The organism is Luethyella okanaganae, assembly GCF_042660285.1.
In the GTDB taxonomy this organism is placed as follows: Bacteria; Actinomycetota; Actinomycetes; order Actinomycetales; family Microbacteriaceae; genus Luethyella; species Luethyella okanaganae.
The window spans coordinates 238,234-254,900 of record NZ_JBHSTP010000004.1; the positions used below are offsets into that span (position 1 = coordinate 238,234).

Consider the following 16,667-nt stretch of genomic DNA (forward strand, 5'->3'; position numbering starts at 1 on the left):
GGTTCGTCGCCCCTGCCTCGGTGGGCATCCGGTGCCCCACGCCTCGCACCTACCCGGCATCTGGCCGTCATGACACCATGGCAGCCGCGATGAGCCGAATCTCGGAGGCTGGATCAGGAGTGAAGAACGGGTGGAATCGCCCAAGTCCCACGTGCACGATCCTGCGATGAAGCACCGAACGCATGCGGGAGCCACGACGTACGATGGGGAGGTGACAGCGTACGTCTCGGCCCTCGATCTGTTCTCCATCGGGATCGGCCCATCCAGCTCCCACACCGTCGGACCGATGCGAGCGGCGCTCGTGTTCTCTGCTCGGCTCGCGGAGAGCGGAATGCTGCGGAACGTGCATCGTGTCACATGCTCCCTCTACGGCTCGCTCGGCGCGACCGGGATCGGGCACGGCACGCCGGATGCCGTCGTCGCCGGGCTCTCCGGGCTGCGACCTGAGGACTGCGACCCCGATGCCGTGCGGGGTGTCTGGAGCACACTGCCCACAAGCGTCGACGCCAAGAGTGCCGAGATCCTGCTGAACGGCACCCACACGATCGCGATCGCCCGCGACGACGTGAGCTTCGAGCCGCGCACTCGGCTGCCCGGCCATCCGAATGCCATGACGCTGCAGGCCTGGGGGGCGGATGCCGCGCTGCCCATCATCGAGGAGACCTATTACTCGATCGGGGGCGGTTTCATCCGCCGCGACGGCGAGGAGGAGGCCCCGACGGTTGGGATCCGGCACCCTCTGCCGTATTCGACCTCCGCCGAACTGCTCACGATCTGCACGGAACGCGGCCTCGACTTCTGCGATGTCGCACGCGCCAACGAGGAGTCGATCCACGGTGCGGAGGGCCTGAACGCCGGACTGGACGCGATCTGGGACGCCATGCGCGTCTGTGTGGATCACGGACTCGCGACCGATGGGACGCTGCCGGGAGGCCTCGGCGTCAAACGCCGAGCTCCTGCCGTGCGCACCCAACTCGAGGAGCACGAACGCCAGCCGCGACGAGAGCGCGACACCTCGACCGAGTGGCTGCACGCCTTCGCCCTCGCCGTCAACGAGGAGAATGCCTCAGGTGGGCGAGTCGTCACGGCGCCGACCAATGGCGCGGCCGGAATCATCCCGGCTGTCGCGCACTACTATCTGCGTTTCGTCCCGGGAGCATCGCAGGACGGCATCCGGAAGTATCTGTTGACCGCCGCCGCGATCGGCTCGCTCGTCAAGGCGAACGCCTCGATCTCCGGTGCGGAGGGTGGCTGCCAGGCCGAGATCGGCTCGGCGTGCGCGATGGCCTCCGGGGCCCTGTGCGCTGTGCTCGGCGGCACGCCGCAGCAGGTGGAGAACGCTGCCGAGATCGCGATGGAGCACCATCTCGGTCTCACCTGCGACCCCGTCGGCGGACTCGTGCAGGTGCCGTGCATCGAGCGCAACGCGATCGCCGCCTCAACCGCCGTCTCGGCGGCTCGCCTCGCCCTGCACGGTGACGGCACGCACCTGGTGTCGCTCGACACCGTGATCGAGACGATGCGCCAGACCGGCCTGGACATGATGACGAAGTATAAGGAGACGAGCGAGGGCGGACTCGCAGTCAACGTCATCGAGTGCTGATCTTTCCCCCGCCCATTGCCCGCCTCCTCCTCCCTCTCTCCTCCCTCTGCCTCCTCCTCCTTCTCCTTCTCCTTCTCCTTCTTCGAGACTGCGTGAATCGTCGGATAGAGGGCTCTTTTCGACGATTCACGCAGTCTCGAGGGGACACGAAGGCATGATTCGGGGAGGTGCGTTACGCCCTGTTGCACCTCCTCTCGTGTGCCGGCGTGCACGCGAGCTAACGTGTCCGCATGTCGTCACTCGCCCTTCCATCCCCGCTCATCTCGACCCAGTGGCTCGCCGATCACCTCGGTAGCGACGGCCTCGTCGTCCTCGACGCGACCGTGCTGAGCGTTCAGGCACCCGGCGGCGGACATCGCTGGCTGAGCGGGTACAACCAGTACCTCATCACGGGACACATTCCCGGATCGGTCTTCGCCGACGTGCTCGAGGTGTTCTCCGACCCGAACGGGAGTTTCGATTTCGCACGCCCCGACGCGCAGCAGATCGCGGCCGCTGCGGCCTCGATCGGGATAGGTGACGACTCGACCGTCGTCGTCTACGACGCCTCCGTCGGCCAGTGGGCGTCCCGCATCTGGTGGCTGCTGAGATCCTTCGGTTTCGAGCGGGTTGCCGTGCTCGACGGCGGCCTCGCCAAGTGGAACTCCGAGGGGCGCACACTCGACACCGGGCACGTCGAACCGCGACCGACCGGGCCTTTCACCGCCGTCGAGCAGCCGGGATTCTGGGTGGATAAGGCGTTCGTCGCCTCGGTCGTCACCGGCGAGACGGATGCCGTGCTCGTGTGCGCGCTGCCGCCGAGCGACTTCAGCGGCGAAACGGGCTCCCGCCCCCGCCGCGGGCACATTCCGGGTAGCGTGAACGTGCCCGCCGGGCGCCTCGTCGACCGCGGTTCCAATGCCTATCTCCGCGGCGAGGCTCTCTCCGAGCGCCTCGCGCCGGCTTTCGAGGCCGCGGGCACGGCTGACGGCGATGGCGCGGAAATCCTGATCGTGGTCTATTGCGGCGGCGGCATCGCCGCAGCATCCGGCGCCCTCGCGCTCACGATCGCCGGGCACCGGAATGTCGCAGTCTATGACGGATCGCTCAACGAGTGGTCTGCGGACGAAGCGGCACCCCTTGCATCGACGGCGGCCTGAACGATAGCCCACGTTCTCGGGGATTCACTGGCATCCGACCTCGGATGCGCGTAGCGTCGATCCATGAGGAACTTCCGCGAGCGCCGCGCTGCGCAGCCGAGCGAGCGTCGTGGACGTTCACACGATGGGCCTGGATTCACCGGTCTCGAGGGCGACTTCGAGGAGGAGCGTCGACGGGCAGCCGCAACGGAGCATGAGAACACCGCCTCGTATGAGCACGACCCTCACAATGCCGACGTCGTCCTGGGTCCGATCGAGGGCTTGACGCACCCATAGCCGCCAATCCACCCGAAACGGGCTGACCCGTGGCACGATAAGACATGCCTTCAGCCGGACTGTCTGCTGCCACCCTGGAGCACTTCGACGGGGTGCTGCACACGCAGCGAGATGAGCTTCTCGCCGAACTCCAGCAGCTCGATGCGTCGCTCGACGATGTGCGCACCGCCCGCAGCGGCGGCTCGTCTGACGACGAGAACGATCCCGAGGGGCCTACGCTGTCGTCGGAGTGGTCGCAGATGTCGGGTGTGCATGAGGACTTCGCCGGCAAGCTCGCCGAGATCGATAGCGCCCTCAGCCGTATCGCTGAAGGAAACTTCGGCATCTGCGCACGCTGCGGCGAGCGCATCGGCCGTGCCCGCCTCGACGCGCGTCCCTCCGCGGAGTTCTGCATCGATTGCGCACGCGCGCTGGAACCGCGGCACACCTAGCACTCGCGCACCCACGCACCTCGCGCCCCTCGCGCACCCGCGCACCTCTCGCGCACCCACGCACCTCGCGCCCCTCGCACACCCCTCGCGCACCCGCGCACCTCTCGCGCCCCCCGCGCACCCGCGCACCTCTCGCGCACCCGCGCACCCACGCACCTCCTCACTTCCTCACATCCTCGTCCTTCCTACACCCCGCGTCCGCCCTCTCGCCCGCCCCGCTCCTCTCTTCCGTCTTCCCCGCGTGATCCATACTCGCCACTCCGTCCGCGCCATTCCTGCGCTCCGTGGCACCCGTGACGGCGCGAAACGCAGGAATGGCGCACTACCTGAGCCGAAGCACACGGCGGGACCTGAGCCGACGCGATATGGCGCGGGAACAGGAGCGGCGTGAGGTAGCGCGAGAAAAGGAGCGGGCGGGGGCAGGTGCCGAAGACTAGAGCCAGCGCATCGTGAACGCCCGCGCGAGCAGCCCGCGCAGGGGCGGAACCGCGAGCGAGCGCACGAGCCCGTTGCGGGCGCGAAGACGCATTCCCGTCACGGGTCGCCCCATCGTCATATTGAACGCCGCCTGTCGCGCCGCCGTGCGCGCCGCCCTGCGACGACGCTCGTCGTAGTCGTGCAACGCCACCGTCCTCACGTCCGCGCCATCGCGCAGCGCGAGCTCGAGCGCCGGCGCGAGCGACATGGCATCGAGCCAGCCGAGGTTCATACCCTGTCCGCCGATGGGACTGATCTCGTGCGCGGCGTCGCCGGCCAGCATCACCCGGTTGGCCGCCATCCGCGCGGCGAGGTGCTGGCGCACCGAGAACGCGCTGAGCGAGGCGTCCGCCCGATCACGAGCGGCAACGGTGTCAAGACCATCGAGCACGTCGATGCCGGTGCGATCATGGATGATCCCGGCGAGATCGCCGGCCGAGGCGGACGGCCAGGCACGGTCAGTGAGGGCGACCCAGCGCCGCCACCCGCCCGGGAGGGGAAAGGACTCCACGACGCCGCCGCGCTCGAAGAACAGCACCGCGGTCGTTGCCCGGCCGCTCACGTCGGGATAGTCGGCCATGAGATAGCTCTGCTCTCGGCGAAGGGGTCGCCAGCGGATGCGAGAGGACTCGCGCACGACGCTACGCGGGCCGTCGGCGCCGACGACGAACCGGGCACGTTCGACGGTGGGCTGGCCGCCCTTTCCCGACAGCACGATCTCGACGTGATCATCCCGATCGCGCACGCCGAGAACCGCGATGCCGCGCCGCACGCCGTCCGCACGCAGTTCGGCGAAGCGCTCGCGCAGCAGTGCCTCTGTCTCGCGCTGCGGCAGCGCGAGCACGAACGGATGCCGCGCTCCGGCCTCGGCGAACGAGAGTCGCCCGAGCATCCGCCCGTCGCAGCGCGCGACCCCATCGCCGATGCGCACTCCGTGCGCGATCGCAGCCGCGCTGACGCCGATCTGCTCGAGCGCCGCGAGCGCTGGTGGGTGGATGCCGATCGCCCGCGAGTGCGCCGAGGCGTCCGTGCGTTTCTCCAGCACCGCGACGTCGAGGCCGCGTTGCGCGAGCAGGCTCGCCAGTAACAGACCGACGGGGCCGGCGCCGACGATCACGACGTCACGCATCGTGCTCGCCCCGCGACCGTGCAGTCGTCGGTCGCGGGCCCGCCGACCCTTGGCTCGCCGACCGTCCGTTCGCCGGCCAGATGAGGAGCTGGCGGAATGGTCCCTGCGGCACCACCCGCCATTTGTCGGGGGCGACGGTCCGTAACTCCTCCGCCGTGTAACTGCGCCGAATCGAGGTGAGACCATCGGCCCTGATGAACGAGCCGTGGAAGAACGGCAGCGTGGCGATCCAGAACCCCAGATAGGCGATCGCCCCGCGGGTGATGTCGCCGTGCAGCACCCGCGGCAGATGCGACCGGCGGGCGCCAGTATCCGCGATGAGCTGCTCGCTGTCGCGCAGCAGCGCACCGAACTCGTGAGGCATGAGATGGTGCAGCAGATGGTTCGAGGTCACCAGGTCGAAGCGTTCTCCCGCAGCGACCAGCTCGGCACTGAACGCACGACGGAAATCCACCCGCGGGATGAGCGGCAGGCTCGTGGCATAGCCGTGCGCACGAGCATCGGGGTCGATCGCCGTGATCTCGAGACGCAGTCCGTCGCGCGCCGCCCAGGCGGCCAGCGCACGCGGCAGGTCGCCACCACCCGAACCGATGTCGAGCAGGGTCGTCGGCACGGTGTTGGAGAGCTGAGGGCGGATGAACCTCCGATAGCTGGATCGCCAGCCAGACACGGCCGCATTGACCAACCGGAACTGCGCATAGGTGCGTGCGAGGGTCGCCGGGTCGCAGTCAGGATCGTCCATGAGCTCGGTGGCGTCGGCATCCCGCTCTCGAAGCGAGGCGAGAACCGAGAGAGCATTCACGGGCGATCATCCCTCCAGCACGGTCATGAGACCGGTCTCGACGGTGAGTCCCGGCCCGAACGCCATCGCCACGACACGTTCCCCGTCGGCCGCCGTCGATGCGTCGAGGATGTGCTTGAGCACGAACAGCACGGTCGCACTCGACATATTGCCGAAGTCGCGGAGCGTCTCCCGAGCCGGCACGAGCTGCGCCTCGCTGAGGCCGAGCTTGGATTCGACCTTGTCGAGGATGCTGCGCCCGCCCGGATGGATCGCCCAGTGGCTCACCGCGTCGGCCGGTGCGGCGGCGAGCCGCGGCTCCCGCGCGAGCAACGGCGCGATCGCCGACTCGATGTGCTCGTCGATGATGTGCGGAACGTAGCTCGACAGCACCACCTCGAAGCCCTGATTACCGATCTTCCACGCCATGTCACCCTCGCCCACCGGGGTGATCACCGTCTCGAAGTTGTCGAGAGCGAAAGCCGTCTCGCCCGCTACAGGTGGCCGAGCGCTCACGATGCCGGCGGCCGCGCCATCCGCGAACAGCGACGAAGCCACGATCGTGTCCGGGTCGCTCGACGACCGCAGATGCAGGGTGCACAGCTCGGCACTCACCACGAGGACCACGGCATCCGGATCGGCCTCGACGAATTGCTTCGCGGTGCGCAGTGCCGGCATCGACGCGTAGCAGCCCATGAAACCCAGATGGTAGCGCTGCACGGATGCCTCGAGCCCGAGTTCTCGCACAAGCATGAAGTCCGGCCCCGGTGCGAAGAATCCGGTGCAGCTCACCGTGACGACGTGGGTGATATCGGCGGCCTCCACCCCTTCGCACGCCGCGAGTGCCCGTCGCCCGGCCTCGACGAAGAGCTTCGTGCCCTCGACGATGTAGAGCTCGTTGCGCGTCTTCGTGCTCGGCTGCAGCAGGATTCCCGTCGTCGGGTCGAAGAAGCGCCGGTCCGCGTCGACGGCGTCGAAGGTGAGCTCATCGATCACACTGAAACGAGTGTCGATGCCGGACATGTTGAACGATGTGGACACGATGCGCCGCGCAAGCCTGGTGAGATCCGGCTGCGCCGCGAAGACATCGCGCACGGCCTCTTGCAGGAGGACTGTTGCCGGAACCGCGGTCTGAAGTGCTCTCAGCGTGACACCCATGGTTCAGTCTAGGCATGCGCCACTGTCACCTGGGTACCCCGTTCGGACGACTCCCAGCGACGGCCTCGCCCGCGCCGGAACCGCGCACGCGCTCGGTCGATTCGCCCCTCGACGAGACGCCCAAGGCGAGGATCATGCAGAAACCGGAGTTCGCCTCCGTCACGCGACGCGTGCCCGATGGAACCGAGAAACCGCCGCCGTTCGCTGGATTCACGCCCTCCCGGTCCGCAGCACCGACACCGACACCGACACCGAGTGTGTCCGTTTTCGACGGATGGTGCCGATATACCGGGCACATTCGTCGAAAACGGACGCATTCGCAACAGAGCGCGGGGAGAACAGCCGGGAGCGCTTGACAGGAGACGCCGCATGCGGTAAACATAACCAATTAGTTCTGAAACAGGATGGTTATGCGGACGATTGACGATCAGCTCAGCCGAGTGTTCACCGCCCTCGCCGACCCGACTCGCCGCGCGATCCTCACCCGCCTCACCGAGGGCGACGCAAGCGTAACGACCCTCGCCGAGCCCTTCGACATGAGTCAACCGGCGATCTCGAAGCACCTTAAGGTGCTCGAAAACGCCGGGCTCATCTCGCGAACCCGTGCTGCCACCTCCCGGCTCAGCCATCTTGAGGCAACCCCTCTGAAGGAGGCCGTCGTATGGATGGAGAGCTACCGCCGGTTCTGGGATGAGAGCTTCGACAAGCTCGACGCAGCCCTCGCCGACTATCGGGGCGAGCAGACGACCCGGTGAAGCATCGTCGACACCGACCCTTCCGAGAAAGGCCCAGAACGATGACCGACGGCCGTCCCGCAGATGTCGCCGACACCGACACCTACATCACCCGCGTCTTCGAGGCTCCTCGCGACCTCGTGTTCCGCTTCTGGCTCGAGCCGGAACAACTCTCGAAATGGTGGGGTCCCGCCGGTTTCACGGCGCCCGCCGAGCACATCGTCTTCGAGCGCTTCGTCGGCGGCAGATTCCAGCTCTGCATGATCGAGCCGGAACAGCATACCGAGATCTGGACCCACGGCGAGATTCTCGAGTTCGTCGAGCCCGAGCTTGTCGCGATCCAGATGCGCGCCGATCTGAGCCCTTTCGGGATGCCGCCGATCGATGTCCAACTGCGCGTGCAGTTCCACGATCACGGCGAGCGCACCCGCATCACCCTGCACCAAGGCCCCTTCGCCGCCGACGAGACCCGCCGCGGCAACGACGAGGGTTGGACGACGTCGCTCGACAGGCTCGACACCGCCCTCGCCGCGTACGCCTGAGCCTTGAGCTGTGGACCCCGCGCCCGCACGTGACCTCCGTACTCCTCGAAAGGACGACCATGACCTCCTCGCCCGCACCTTCCTTCGATACCGTGACCTCGGCAGACGGCACGAGGATCGCATACGAGGCGACGGGCACAGGTCCTGCACTCGTGATCGCGGCCGGCGCGTTCAGCTACCGCAGGTTCTCCATGACGCTCGAGCTCGTCGCCCTGCTCGCCACCGACTTCACGGTCTACAACTACGATCGACGGGGTCGTGGGGACAGCGGTGACACACAGCCGTACTCGACGGATCGCGAAATCGACGACCTCGATGCCGTCATCGGGGCGGCCGGAGGGTCCGCATACGTCTGGGGCCTCTCCTCCGGTGCGGCACTCGGACTCGAGGCCGCCGCGCGCGGCTCGAAGATCACGAGACTCGCCCTCTACGAGCCGCCGTACGTCGTCAACACCGATCTCGGCCGCACCCCGGCCGGCCTAGTGAGCTCGATCGAAGCCGCCCTAGCGGCAGGCGACCGCAGCAAGGCCGTCACGCTCTTCATGACGAAGGGCATGGGCATGCCCGGCTTCATCGCCTTCGCCATGCGGATGACGCCGAGCTGGAAACGCCTCACCCGCCTCGCCCACACCATCCCCTACGACCTCGCCCTCGCCGGCAAGCCGATGACCCCGAGCGGCATCGACGGCTCAGGCTGGTTCTCGGTCGCCTGCCCGGTGATGTTCATGGTCGGAACCAAGACCGCGGCTCCCCTCCAGACGGCGAGCAAGGATGCCGCCCCGCTCGTGCCTGGGGCGGAGCTCCGATGGCTGCCGAACCAGAGCCACGTGTTCAAGCCGGCGGTCGTCGCCGAGACCTTGAAGGAGTACTTCCGATGAGACGGGTCGCCCTCGGCATGCAGACCTCTCTCGACGGTTTCGTCGCTGAGGAGACCGAAGGGCTGGATTGGCCGAGGGCCCGCTTCGACACAGAGCTGCTCGACGGGCTGGACCTGCTCCACGACGAGTCCGGTCTCGACGCCTGCGTCTCGGGAGGAGCCCGGTTCGCGCGGTCGCCGCTGCACAACGGCCTTCTCAACAAGGTGCGCCTCATCCTGCATCCCGTCGTGGTCGGCCGCGGCATCCCACTCTTCTCCGACCCCGTCGCGCGAGCGGCACCCTCGTGAACACCCGCCGCCAGCTCTGACCGGGGCGACCGCGACCATCGGCGACGAATCATGAGAAGCCTGGGTCGGTCTCACGGTCGCATGAGACCCCACGGTGGCATGAGAATGGAAGCATGATCCGGCTACTCGTCGAGGTGCGCGGAACCGTGCAGGGCGTCGGTTTTCGTTACGCGACAAAGGCGGAAGCAGAGCGCCTCCGCCTGGTCGGCTCCGTGCGAAATCGGGACGATGGTTCCGTCGAGGTCGTCATGGAAGGGGCAGACGCCGACGTCCGGGCGATGCTCGCCTGGCTGGCACACGGACCACGCGGAGCCATCGTGCGCTCCGTCGATGCGACAGACGACGAGCCGAGGGGCGATCGAGGCTTCCACATCGCCGACTGAGCGTTGGATCACAGTGCGATAGTGGGTGGGCTCACCCCGCTGTCACCCGGCTCTGGCAAGCTGAAGTGATGACCGACATCCGCGCCTCTGCCCTGCTCGCTCTGCGAACGCTCGTCGGCCGCGATGACGCCGAGTTCCACGACGGCCAGTTCGAGGCCATCGAGACCCTCGTCGCCGAGAGGCGACGCGTGCTCGTCGTGCAGCGCACCGGATGGGGCAAGTCGGCCGTCTACTTCGTCGCCACGCTCCTACTCCGGGCGCAGGGCGCCGGTCCGACGATCCTCGTCTCACCGCTGCTCGCCCTCATGCGCGACCAGGTCGCCGCAGCCGCACGCGCGGGGGTGCGTGCCGTCTCGATCAACTCCTCGAACCAGCACGAGTGGGACGAGACGCTGCGCCGGCTCAGCGCAGACGAGGTCGACGTGCTGCTCGTCTCGCCCGAGCGCCTCAACAACCCGCGCTTCCGCGATGAACAGCTGCCTGCCCTGATCGACCGCATCGGGCTGCTCGTCGTCGACGAGGCGCACTGCATCTCGGACTGGGGGCATGACTTCCGCCCCGATTACCGCCGCCTGCGCGAGCTCATCGCCGGAATGCCGACAGGCGTGCCCGTGCTCGCCACAACGGCGACGGCGAACAGCCGGGTGGTGACGGATGTGGCCGAACAGCTCGACGCCGGGCGGCGCGGGTTTCAGCATGCGGTCGTGACCATCCGAGGTCCGCTCGCACGCGCATCGCTGCGCCTCGGCGTGCTGCGCCTGCCAGACAACCGGGCCCGTCTCGCGTGGTTGCTCAGCCACCTCGGTGAGCTGCCCGGCAGCGGCATCGTCTACGCGCTCACAGTGTCGGCAGCGGAGGACACGGCTCGTCTGCTGCGCGAGGCGGGCCACGCCGTCCGGGCGTACACCGGTCGAACCGATACCGAGGAGCGCGAGGAATGCGAGCGACTGCTCATGTCGAACCGGGTCAAGGCGCTCGTAGCGACGAGCGCGCTCGGCATGGGCTTCGACAAGCCCGATCTCGGCTTCGTCCTGCACCTCGGCGCCCCCTCCTCCCCGGTCGCGTACTACCAGCAGGTCGGCCGTGCAGGCCGCGCCACCGCGAACGCAGACGTGCTGCTGCTGCCTGGCACGGAAGACACGGCGATCTGGGAGTACTTCGCCACTTCGTCGATGCCCGACGAAGAGAAGGCCGCAGCAGTGCTCGACGAACTCGACCGCAGCGACTCCCCGCTCTCGACACCGGCACTCGAAGCGCTCGTCGACGTGCGTCGCTCCCGCCTCGAGTTGCTCCTGAAGGTGCTCGACGTCGACGGCGCCGTGCGCCGCGTACAAGGCGGTTGGGTATCGACGGGCGTCCCCTGGGCTTACGACCGGGAACGGTACGAGCGCATCGCGGCAGAGCGCGTCGCCGAGCAGCAGTCGATGATCGACTACGAGCGGACGAGTGGATGCCGCATGGAATACCTGCAACGCGCGCTCGACGACGAGACCGCAGTGGCCTGCGGCCGGTGCGACGGCTGCGCGGGAGTCTGGTACCCGGCAGGTGTCGCCGCTGAGGCGGTTTCCGCTGCAGGCGCCTCGCTCGACCGCGTCGGCGTGGCGATCGAACCGCGCGCGCAGTGGCCAACCGGTGCCGCGAGCCTCGGTGTCGACGCACGGGGCAACATTCCCCACGGAGAACGGATCGCCGCAGGGCGAGCACTCGCCCGGTTGACGGATCTCGGCTGGGGCGGCCCCCTGCGCGAACTATTCGCCCCCGCAACCGGCGGAGCGCCCGCACCGGACACGGTGGCGAACGCAGCCATGCTCGCGGCGTGCGTGCGCGTGCTTGCCGAGTGGGACTGGGAGGAACGGCCGGCCGCAGTCGTCAGCGTGCCGTCGAGGCGGCATCCGGAGCTCATCGACTCGGTCGCCCGTTCGATCGCAGAGGCGGGCCGGCTGCCTCTGCTCGGCCCGCTCGATTGGCGCAACGGCGGCCCGAGCGGAGCGTCAGGAGGCAACAGCGCCTACCGACTGTCGAACGTCTGGCAGAGCTTCGCCGTCGGCGCCGAGCTCGGGAGAGCACTGGAACCTCTCACAGGTCGTCCCGTGCTGCTCGTCGACGATATCGCCGACAGCCGCTGGACGCTCACGGTCGCCGGTCGTGAGCTACGTCGGCACGGTGTCTCTGTGGTGCTGCCCTTCGCTCTCGCACTGAAGTCCTGAAGTCCTGAAGTCCTGAGACTCTGGACCGACTCCCGTCGGCCCGCGTAGTATCCGGAGTGTTGGGTTGCCGTTTGGAAGCGCCCGTACCGTCTCGCGCTCGGCAGCCCAGGGTGGGATCACCGTGATGATGAACATGACGATGCAGATGATGGAAATGCACGCGGCCGAAATGCCCATGCGGAACATGGATCTGGCGATGATGCAGGAATGCATCGAAGCCTGCTCGGCCTGTGAACAGGCCTGCACCGTGTGTGCGAGCTGCGTGACAGGCGAAGACTCAGCCATACACATGGAGACGTGCATGAACACGGCCGACATGTGCAACACCATGATGCGCATGATGTTGCGGTCGGCCGGAATGCACATGGAGAGCATGACAGCGATGCTGCAGGCCACGATGACACAGTGCAATGCCTGTGCCGAGGAGTGCATGAAGCACGCCGATATGCACGAGGACTGCAGGATGTGCGCCGAGGCGTGTCGTCAGTGCGCGATGGCCTGCCAGAAGATGATGGACGCCATGACGACGAGCATGCCGATGGGCTGAGCCCGGCCCCCCACCACATCCGGGTTGCTCGCCGCATTGCGAGCGCTCTTCGCAGTGCACCGTGAGCCGCTGGTACCGGCTTCTTGCGTGCACCGGGAACCGCGTCCACCGCAGCGTGGATGCCGATACGACCTCAGGGAGTCGTAGCGACGACGACGCTGATACGCTCGGCGCCAAGTGCCAGCGTGCTGTAAACGGCATGAAGGGCGACCGGTTCGCCGAACACGAGCGCCTCGCCGAGATCTTCGTGGTTCCAGACCCACACCCGCTCGTCCGAATCGACGAGGTCGAGGGCAATCCAGCCGTCGGATGCCGCAGAGGCGACGATCGCGTCGCGCCACTTGCTCGGCGTCGCGCCGCTCGCGAGCAGCTGTACAGGTGACATCGCGTGACCGGGACCGTGCTTGACGCAGACCTCACTCGCTGCACTGCACTGCATGCTGTGCTGCACCCATGGCTTGAGACTCGACATCCTGACCTCCCTCGCGACTCTGGCCGGCTCGTGCGGCACTCGTATTTCGAAGAAGTCTAGGTTCGCGGGCGGAACGCGTCACCCCCGCCTGTCACAAGCCGTAACGGTCGGCGGCGATCACGCGCCGCGGAGGAAGGACCCGGCGGCAGCGGCGAGCGCGAACGCGTCGTCGACGTGCACGAGCTCACGCGCCGAGTGCATCGACAGCAGAGGCACCCCGACGTCGACGGTCCGGATTCCGAGCCGGGTCGCGGTGAGCGGTCCGATCGTCGACCCGCACGGCATCGTGTTGTTCGAGACGAACTCCTGGTAAGGCGTCTCGGCCGCCGCACAAGCGCGGGCCCAGAGCGCAGCACCGACGGCGTCTGTCGCGTAACGCTGGTTGGCGTTGATCTTGAGCAGGGGACCGCCGCCGGCGACCGGCTGGTTCGCGGGGTCGTGACGCTCGGAGTAGTTCGGGTGCACGGCGTGGCCGGCATCGGCCGACACGCACCATGAGGCCGCGTACGCCTGCAGCCGCTGCGAGACGGACGCCCCGAGGGCGGTCCCGATCCTGGTGAGCACATCGCTCAGGAGCGGACCGCTCGCGCCGGAGCGCGACTCGGAGCCGAGCTCCTCGTGGTCGAACGCTGCGAGCACGCTGATGTGATCGACACCTCGATGATCGGCTGTCGGATCCGCGACGATCTCAAGCAGAGCGACGAGACCCGCATAGACCGACGACAGATTGTCCATGCGTCCGGCGGCGAAGAGCTTGCCATCGAGCCCGAACCGTGCTGGAGCGGCCGTATCCGCGGTCAGCATGTCGTAGCCGGCGACCTCGGCGGCGTCGACGTCCGCGATCGCGGCGAGGTGGGCGACGAGGTCGGCGTCGGTGACCTCGCCGACACCCCAGACGGGTTGCATGTGCTTCTGCCTGTCGAGAACCAGTCCGTCGTCGACCTGCCGGTCGAGGTGGATCGCAAGTTGCGGGATTCGCAGGAACGGCCCGGTGCGCACGAGGTGGGTCGTTCCATCGCGCGTCACGATCCGGCCGGCCAGTTCCAGCTCGCGATCGAGCCAGGCGTTGAGCAGGGGTCCGCCGTAGACCTCGACACCGGCTTGCAGCCACCCGTGCGAGCCGGTGGTGGGCCTGGGCTTGAGCTTGAAGCCCGGAGAATCGGTGTGGGCGCCGAGGACGCGGAACGGGGTGGTAGGCCCCGCCGTCTCGGGCTGCACCCAGGCGATGATCGCGCCGTCGCGCACCACGTAGCGGCCGCCGCAGCCACCGCCCCACTCCGCGGTCTCATCGAGCGCGACGAAACCGGCATCGGTGAGCCGCCGTGCCACCTCGTCCGCGGCGTGATACGAAGACGGCGAGGCCTGGATGAAGCGTGCGAAGTCGGCGATATAGTCGCCGGGCGCGGAGGAGGTGCTCATGGCCCTATCCAATCACCGCTTCGGGTACGCATGTGCGACATCCGAACTACTCTGAAGACATGCTCACGCCTCCTGTCGCGGCCAAGAAGCCGACGCAACGCATCCACCACGGCGACGTCTACCTCGACGACTACGAGTGGATGCGCGAGAAGGAGAGCGGGGAACTGACCGCCCATCTGCACCTCGAGAACGCCTACACGAAGGCCCGCACCGCCCATTTGGAGCTGCTGCGCGAGCAGATCTTCGAGGAGATCAAGGGTCGCACGAAAGAGACGGATCTGACGGTCCCGGTACGGCAGGGCGACTGGTGGTACTACACGCGAACGATCGAGGGACAGCAGTACGCGGTGCACTGCCGTGCCCCGATCGCCGGGCCGGACGACTGGCGGCCCCCCATCCTGCCCGAGGCGAGGAATGAAGAGGCCGACGCCGATCCGGCCGGGCTCCCCGGAGAGCAGATCCTGCTCGACGACAACGCAGAGGCCGACGGGCACGACTTCTATGCCCTCGGCAGCTTCGACGTGAGCGAGGACGGCCGTCTGCTGCTCTACGGCATCGACACCGAGGGTGACGAGCGCTACACACTCCGGATCCGCCCGCTCGACGGGACCGGAGCCGACGCCTTTCCCGACGAGATCCCCGGCACCGGCACCGGCGCGATCTTCGATCCGAGCGGGCGGCACGTTTTCTACACGACCGTCGATGAGGCGTGGCGACCGGATTCGGTATGGCGTCACGCCGTCGGCACCACGCCGGACGACGCCACGCCTGACACACTCGTCTTCCACGAACCCGATGAACGCTACTGGGTCGGCGTCGGCAGCACCCGCAGCCGTCGCTACCTGATGATCGAACTCGGTTCGAACATCACCTCGGAGACCCGTCTGCTCGACGCCGCAGAGCCGGAGGGCGAGTTCGAGATCGTGTGGCCGCGCCGCGACGGCGTCGAGTACGACGTCGAGCACGCGGTGGTCGACGGGGAGGACCACCTGCTCATCGTCCACAATGCCGACGCTGTCAATTTCGAGCTCGTGAGCGTCGCGGCATCCGACCCGCAGGGCGAACGGCGGACACTGCTTCCTCACCGTTCGGACATTCGGCTGGAGGGCGTCGACGCATTCCGCGACTTCGTGGCCATCGAGTATCGCCGGGACGGACTCTCCCGGGTGGCCGTCGCCCGGCCGGACTCCCTGGGCGACCCGATGGAGCTGCGTTTCCCCGAAGAGCTTTTCTCGGTGGGCACGGCGGGTAATCCCGCCTGGGAGCAGCCGACGATCCGACTCGGCTACGCCAGTTTCGTGACGCCGTCGACGGTCTATGACTATGTCGTCGACACGGCCGAGCTGCGGCTGCTCAAGCAGCAGCCCGTGCTCGGCGACTATCACCCCGCGCTGCTTGTGCAGCGACGCGAGTGGGCACAAGCCGGAGACGGCACCCGCATCCCGGTGTCGCTCGTCTATCGTGGCGATCTGGTGACGCCCGGCGAGCCGGCTCCGACAGTGCTCTACGGCTATGGATCCTATGAGGCGAGCATGGATCCGAACTTCAGCATCGCCCGGCTCAGCCTGCTGGAGCGCGGCATCGTGTTCGCGATCGCTCACGTGCGCGGCGGCGGCGAGCTCGGCCGGCTCTGGTACGAAAATGGCAAGAAACTGCACAAGCGCAATACCTTCACGGATTTCATCGACTGCGCGACGCACCTCATCGACAACGGTTTCACCGCGTGCGATCGGCTGGTCGCCGAGGGCGGCAGTGCAGGTGGCCTGCTCGTCGGCGCCGTGGCGAACATGGCACCACGCCATTTCTCGGGCATCCTGGCCAGTGTCCCATTCGTCGACCCGCTCACCTCGATGCTCGATCCGTCCCTCCCCCTCACCGTGATCGAGTGGGACGAGTGGGGCAACCCGCTGCATGACCCTGAGGTGTACGCCTACATGAAGTCGTACTCGCCGCTCGAGAACGTGCACGAGACCAGCTACCCACGCATCCTGGCGGTCACGAGCCTCAACGACACACGGGTGCTCTACGTCGAGCCGGCGAAGTGGGTGGCGAAACTGCGCGAGGCGGGGGCGGATGCCCTGCTCAAGACCGAGATGGCCGCTGGCCATGGTGGCGTCTCGGGCCGCTACAGCGCCTGGCGGGAGCGAGCCTTCGAACTCGCCTGGATCATCGACACAGCCGGCGCCCATCCGAGCGGCGAATAG

At 67.6% G+C, this 16,667-nt stretch carries 17 protein-coding genes; 12 read left to right on the forward strand and 5 right to left on the reverse strand.

The window, feature by feature from the left end; translation table 11 throughout:
- The first annotated feature begins 211 nt into the window (after positions 1 to 211).
- From ACFQB0_RS15070 to ACFQB0_RS15085, 4 genes are all read left to right on the forward strand, one after another.
- The gene (locus ACFQB0_RS15070; RefSeq protein WP_386733234.1) at positions 212 to 1,603 is read left to right on the forward strand and encodes an L-serine ammonia-lyase; all 1,392 of its coding nucleotides are present in this window, start codon (positions 212 to 214) and stop codon (positions 1,601 to 1,603) included.
- Between the two features lie 230 nt (positions 1,604 to 1,833).
- A complete protein-coding gene (locus ACFQB0_RS15075) occupies positions 1,834 to 2,742 on the forward strand; it encodes a sulfurtransferase (RefSeq protein WP_386733236.1) in 909 nt (302 codons plus the stop codon).
- 63 nt (positions 2,743 to 2,805) lie between these two features.
- On the forward strand, positions 2,806 to 3,018 hold the full coding sequence (locus ACFQB0_RS15080) for a hypothetical protein (protein WP_386733238.1): 213 nt from the start codon (positions 2,806 to 2,808) through the stop codon (positions 3,016 to 3,018).
- 44 nt (positions 3,019 to 3,062) lie between these two features.
- Positions 3,063 to 3,449, forward strand: coding sequence for a TraR/DksA family transcriptional regulator (locus tag ACFQB0_RS15085; protein ID WP_386733240.1), 387 nt, complete (start codon positions 3,063 to 3,065; stop codon positions 3,447 to 3,449).
- A 433-nt stretch (positions 3,450 to 3,882) separates the two neighbouring features.
- Here the strand turns inward: ACFQB0_RS15085 and ACFQB0_RS15090 are convergent, their stop codons facing one another.
- From ACFQB0_RS15090 to ACFQB0_RS15100, 3 genes are read right to left on the reverse strand one after another with little or no spacing between them, the layout of a single operon-like run.
- Positions 3,883 to 5,055 carry an FAD-dependent oxidoreductase gene (locus ACFQB0_RS15090; protein ID WP_386733242.1) on the reverse strand — a complete coding sequence of 391 codons (1,173 nt, stop codon included), beginning with the start codon at positions 5,053 to 5,055 and terminating at the stop codon, positions 3,883 to 3,885.
- Positions 5,048 to 5,857, reverse strand: coding sequence for a class I SAM-dependent methyltransferase (locus ACFQB0_RS15095; protein WP_386733244.1), 810 nt, complete (start codon positions 5,855 to 5,857; stop codon positions 5,048 to 5,050). The genes ACFQB0_RS15090 and ACFQB0_RS15095 overlap by 8 nt, the downstream gene beginning before the upstream one ends.
- Before the next feature lie 6 nt (positions 5,858 to 5,863).
- Complete coding sequence (locus ACFQB0_RS15100; protein ID WP_386733246.1) at positions 5,864 to 6,994, reverse strand: type III polyketide synthase; 1,131 nt, start codon at positions 6,992 to 6,994, stop codon at positions 5,864 to 5,866.
- Between the two features lie 410 nt (positions 6,995 to 7,404).
- Here ACFQB0_RS15100 and ACFQB0_RS15105 point away from each other — a divergent pair, with 410 nt between their 5' ends.
- The 7 genes from ACFQB0_RS15105 to ACFQB0_RS15135 all read left to right on the forward strand — a co-directional run bounded on the left by ACFQB0_RS15105 (position 7,405) and on the right by ACFQB0_RS15135 (position 12,572).
- Positions 7,405 to 7,749 carry an ArsR/SmtB family transcription factor gene (locus ACFQB0_RS15105; protein ID WP_386733248.1) on the forward strand — a complete coding sequence of 115 codons (345 nt, stop codon included), beginning with the start codon at positions 7,405 to 7,407 and terminating at the stop codon, positions 7,747 to 7,749.
- A 41-nt stretch (positions 7,750 to 7,790) separates the two neighbouring features.
- A complete protein-coding gene (locus ACFQB0_RS15110) occupies positions 7,791 to 8,270 on the forward strand; it encodes an SRPBCC family protein (RefSeq protein WP_386733250.1) in 480 nt (159 codons plus the stop codon).
- 59 nt (positions 8,271 to 8,329) lie between these two features.
- A complete protein-coding gene (locus ACFQB0_RS15115; RefSeq protein WP_386733253.1) occupies positions 8,330 to 9,148 on the forward strand; it encodes an alpha/beta fold hydrolase in 819 nt (272 codons plus the stop codon).
- On the forward strand, positions 9,145 to 9,435 hold the full coding sequence (locus ACFQB0_RS15120) for a dihydrofolate reductase family protein (RefSeq protein ID WP_386733255.1): 291 nt from the start codon (positions 9,145 to 9,147) through the stop codon (positions 9,433 to 9,435). Before ACFQB0_RS15115 ends, ACFQB0_RS15120 begins: the two co-directional genes overlap by 4 nt.
- A 113-nt stretch (positions 9,436 to 9,548) precedes the next feature.
- Complete coding sequence (locus tag ACFQB0_RS15125) at positions 9,549 to 9,818, forward strand: acylphosphatase (protein WP_386733257.1); 270 nt, start codon at positions 9,549 to 9,551, stop codon at positions 9,816 to 9,818.
- Positions 9,819 to 9,886: 68 nt separating this feature from the next.
- The gene (locus ACFQB0_RS15130) at positions 9,887 to 12,025 is read left to right on the forward strand and encodes a RecQ family ATP-dependent DNA helicase (protein ID WP_386733258.1); all 2,139 of its coding nucleotides are present in this window, start codon (positions 9,887 to 9,889) and stop codon (positions 12,023 to 12,025) included.
- A gap of 124 nt (positions 12,026 to 12,149) precedes the next feature.
- Positions 12,150 to 12,572, forward strand: a complete 423-nt coding sequence (locus tag ACFQB0_RS15135) for a hypothetical protein (protein WP_386733259.1) — start codon at positions 12,150 to 12,152, stop codon at positions 12,570 to 12,572.
- Between the two features lie 133 nt (positions 12,573 to 12,705).
- On the opposite strand, the gene ACFQB0_RS15140 is transcribed toward ACFQB0_RS15135, so the two are convergent.
- The gene (locus ACFQB0_RS15140; RefSeq protein ID WP_386733260.1) at positions 12,706 to 13,044 is read right to left on the reverse strand and encodes a hypothetical protein; all 339 of its coding nucleotides are present in this window, start codon (positions 13,042 to 13,044) and stop codon (positions 12,706 to 12,708) included.
- Between the two features lie 117 nt (positions 13,045 to 13,161).
- Positions 13,162 to 14,463, reverse strand: coding sequence for a M18 family aminopeptidase (locus ACFQB0_RS15145; protein WP_386733261.1), 1,302 nt, complete (start codon positions 14,461 to 14,463; stop codon positions 13,162 to 13,164).
- A gap of 59 nt (positions 14,464 to 14,522) precedes the next feature.
- On the opposite strand from ACFQB0_RS15145, the gene ACFQB0_RS15150 reads away from it, so the two are divergent.
- Positions 14,523 to 16,667 (forward strand): S9 family peptidase, encoded by a 2,145-nt coding sequence (locus ACFQB0_RS15150; RefSeq protein ID WP_386733262.1) that lies wholly within the window; start codon positions 14,523 to 14,525, stop codon positions 16,665 to 16,667.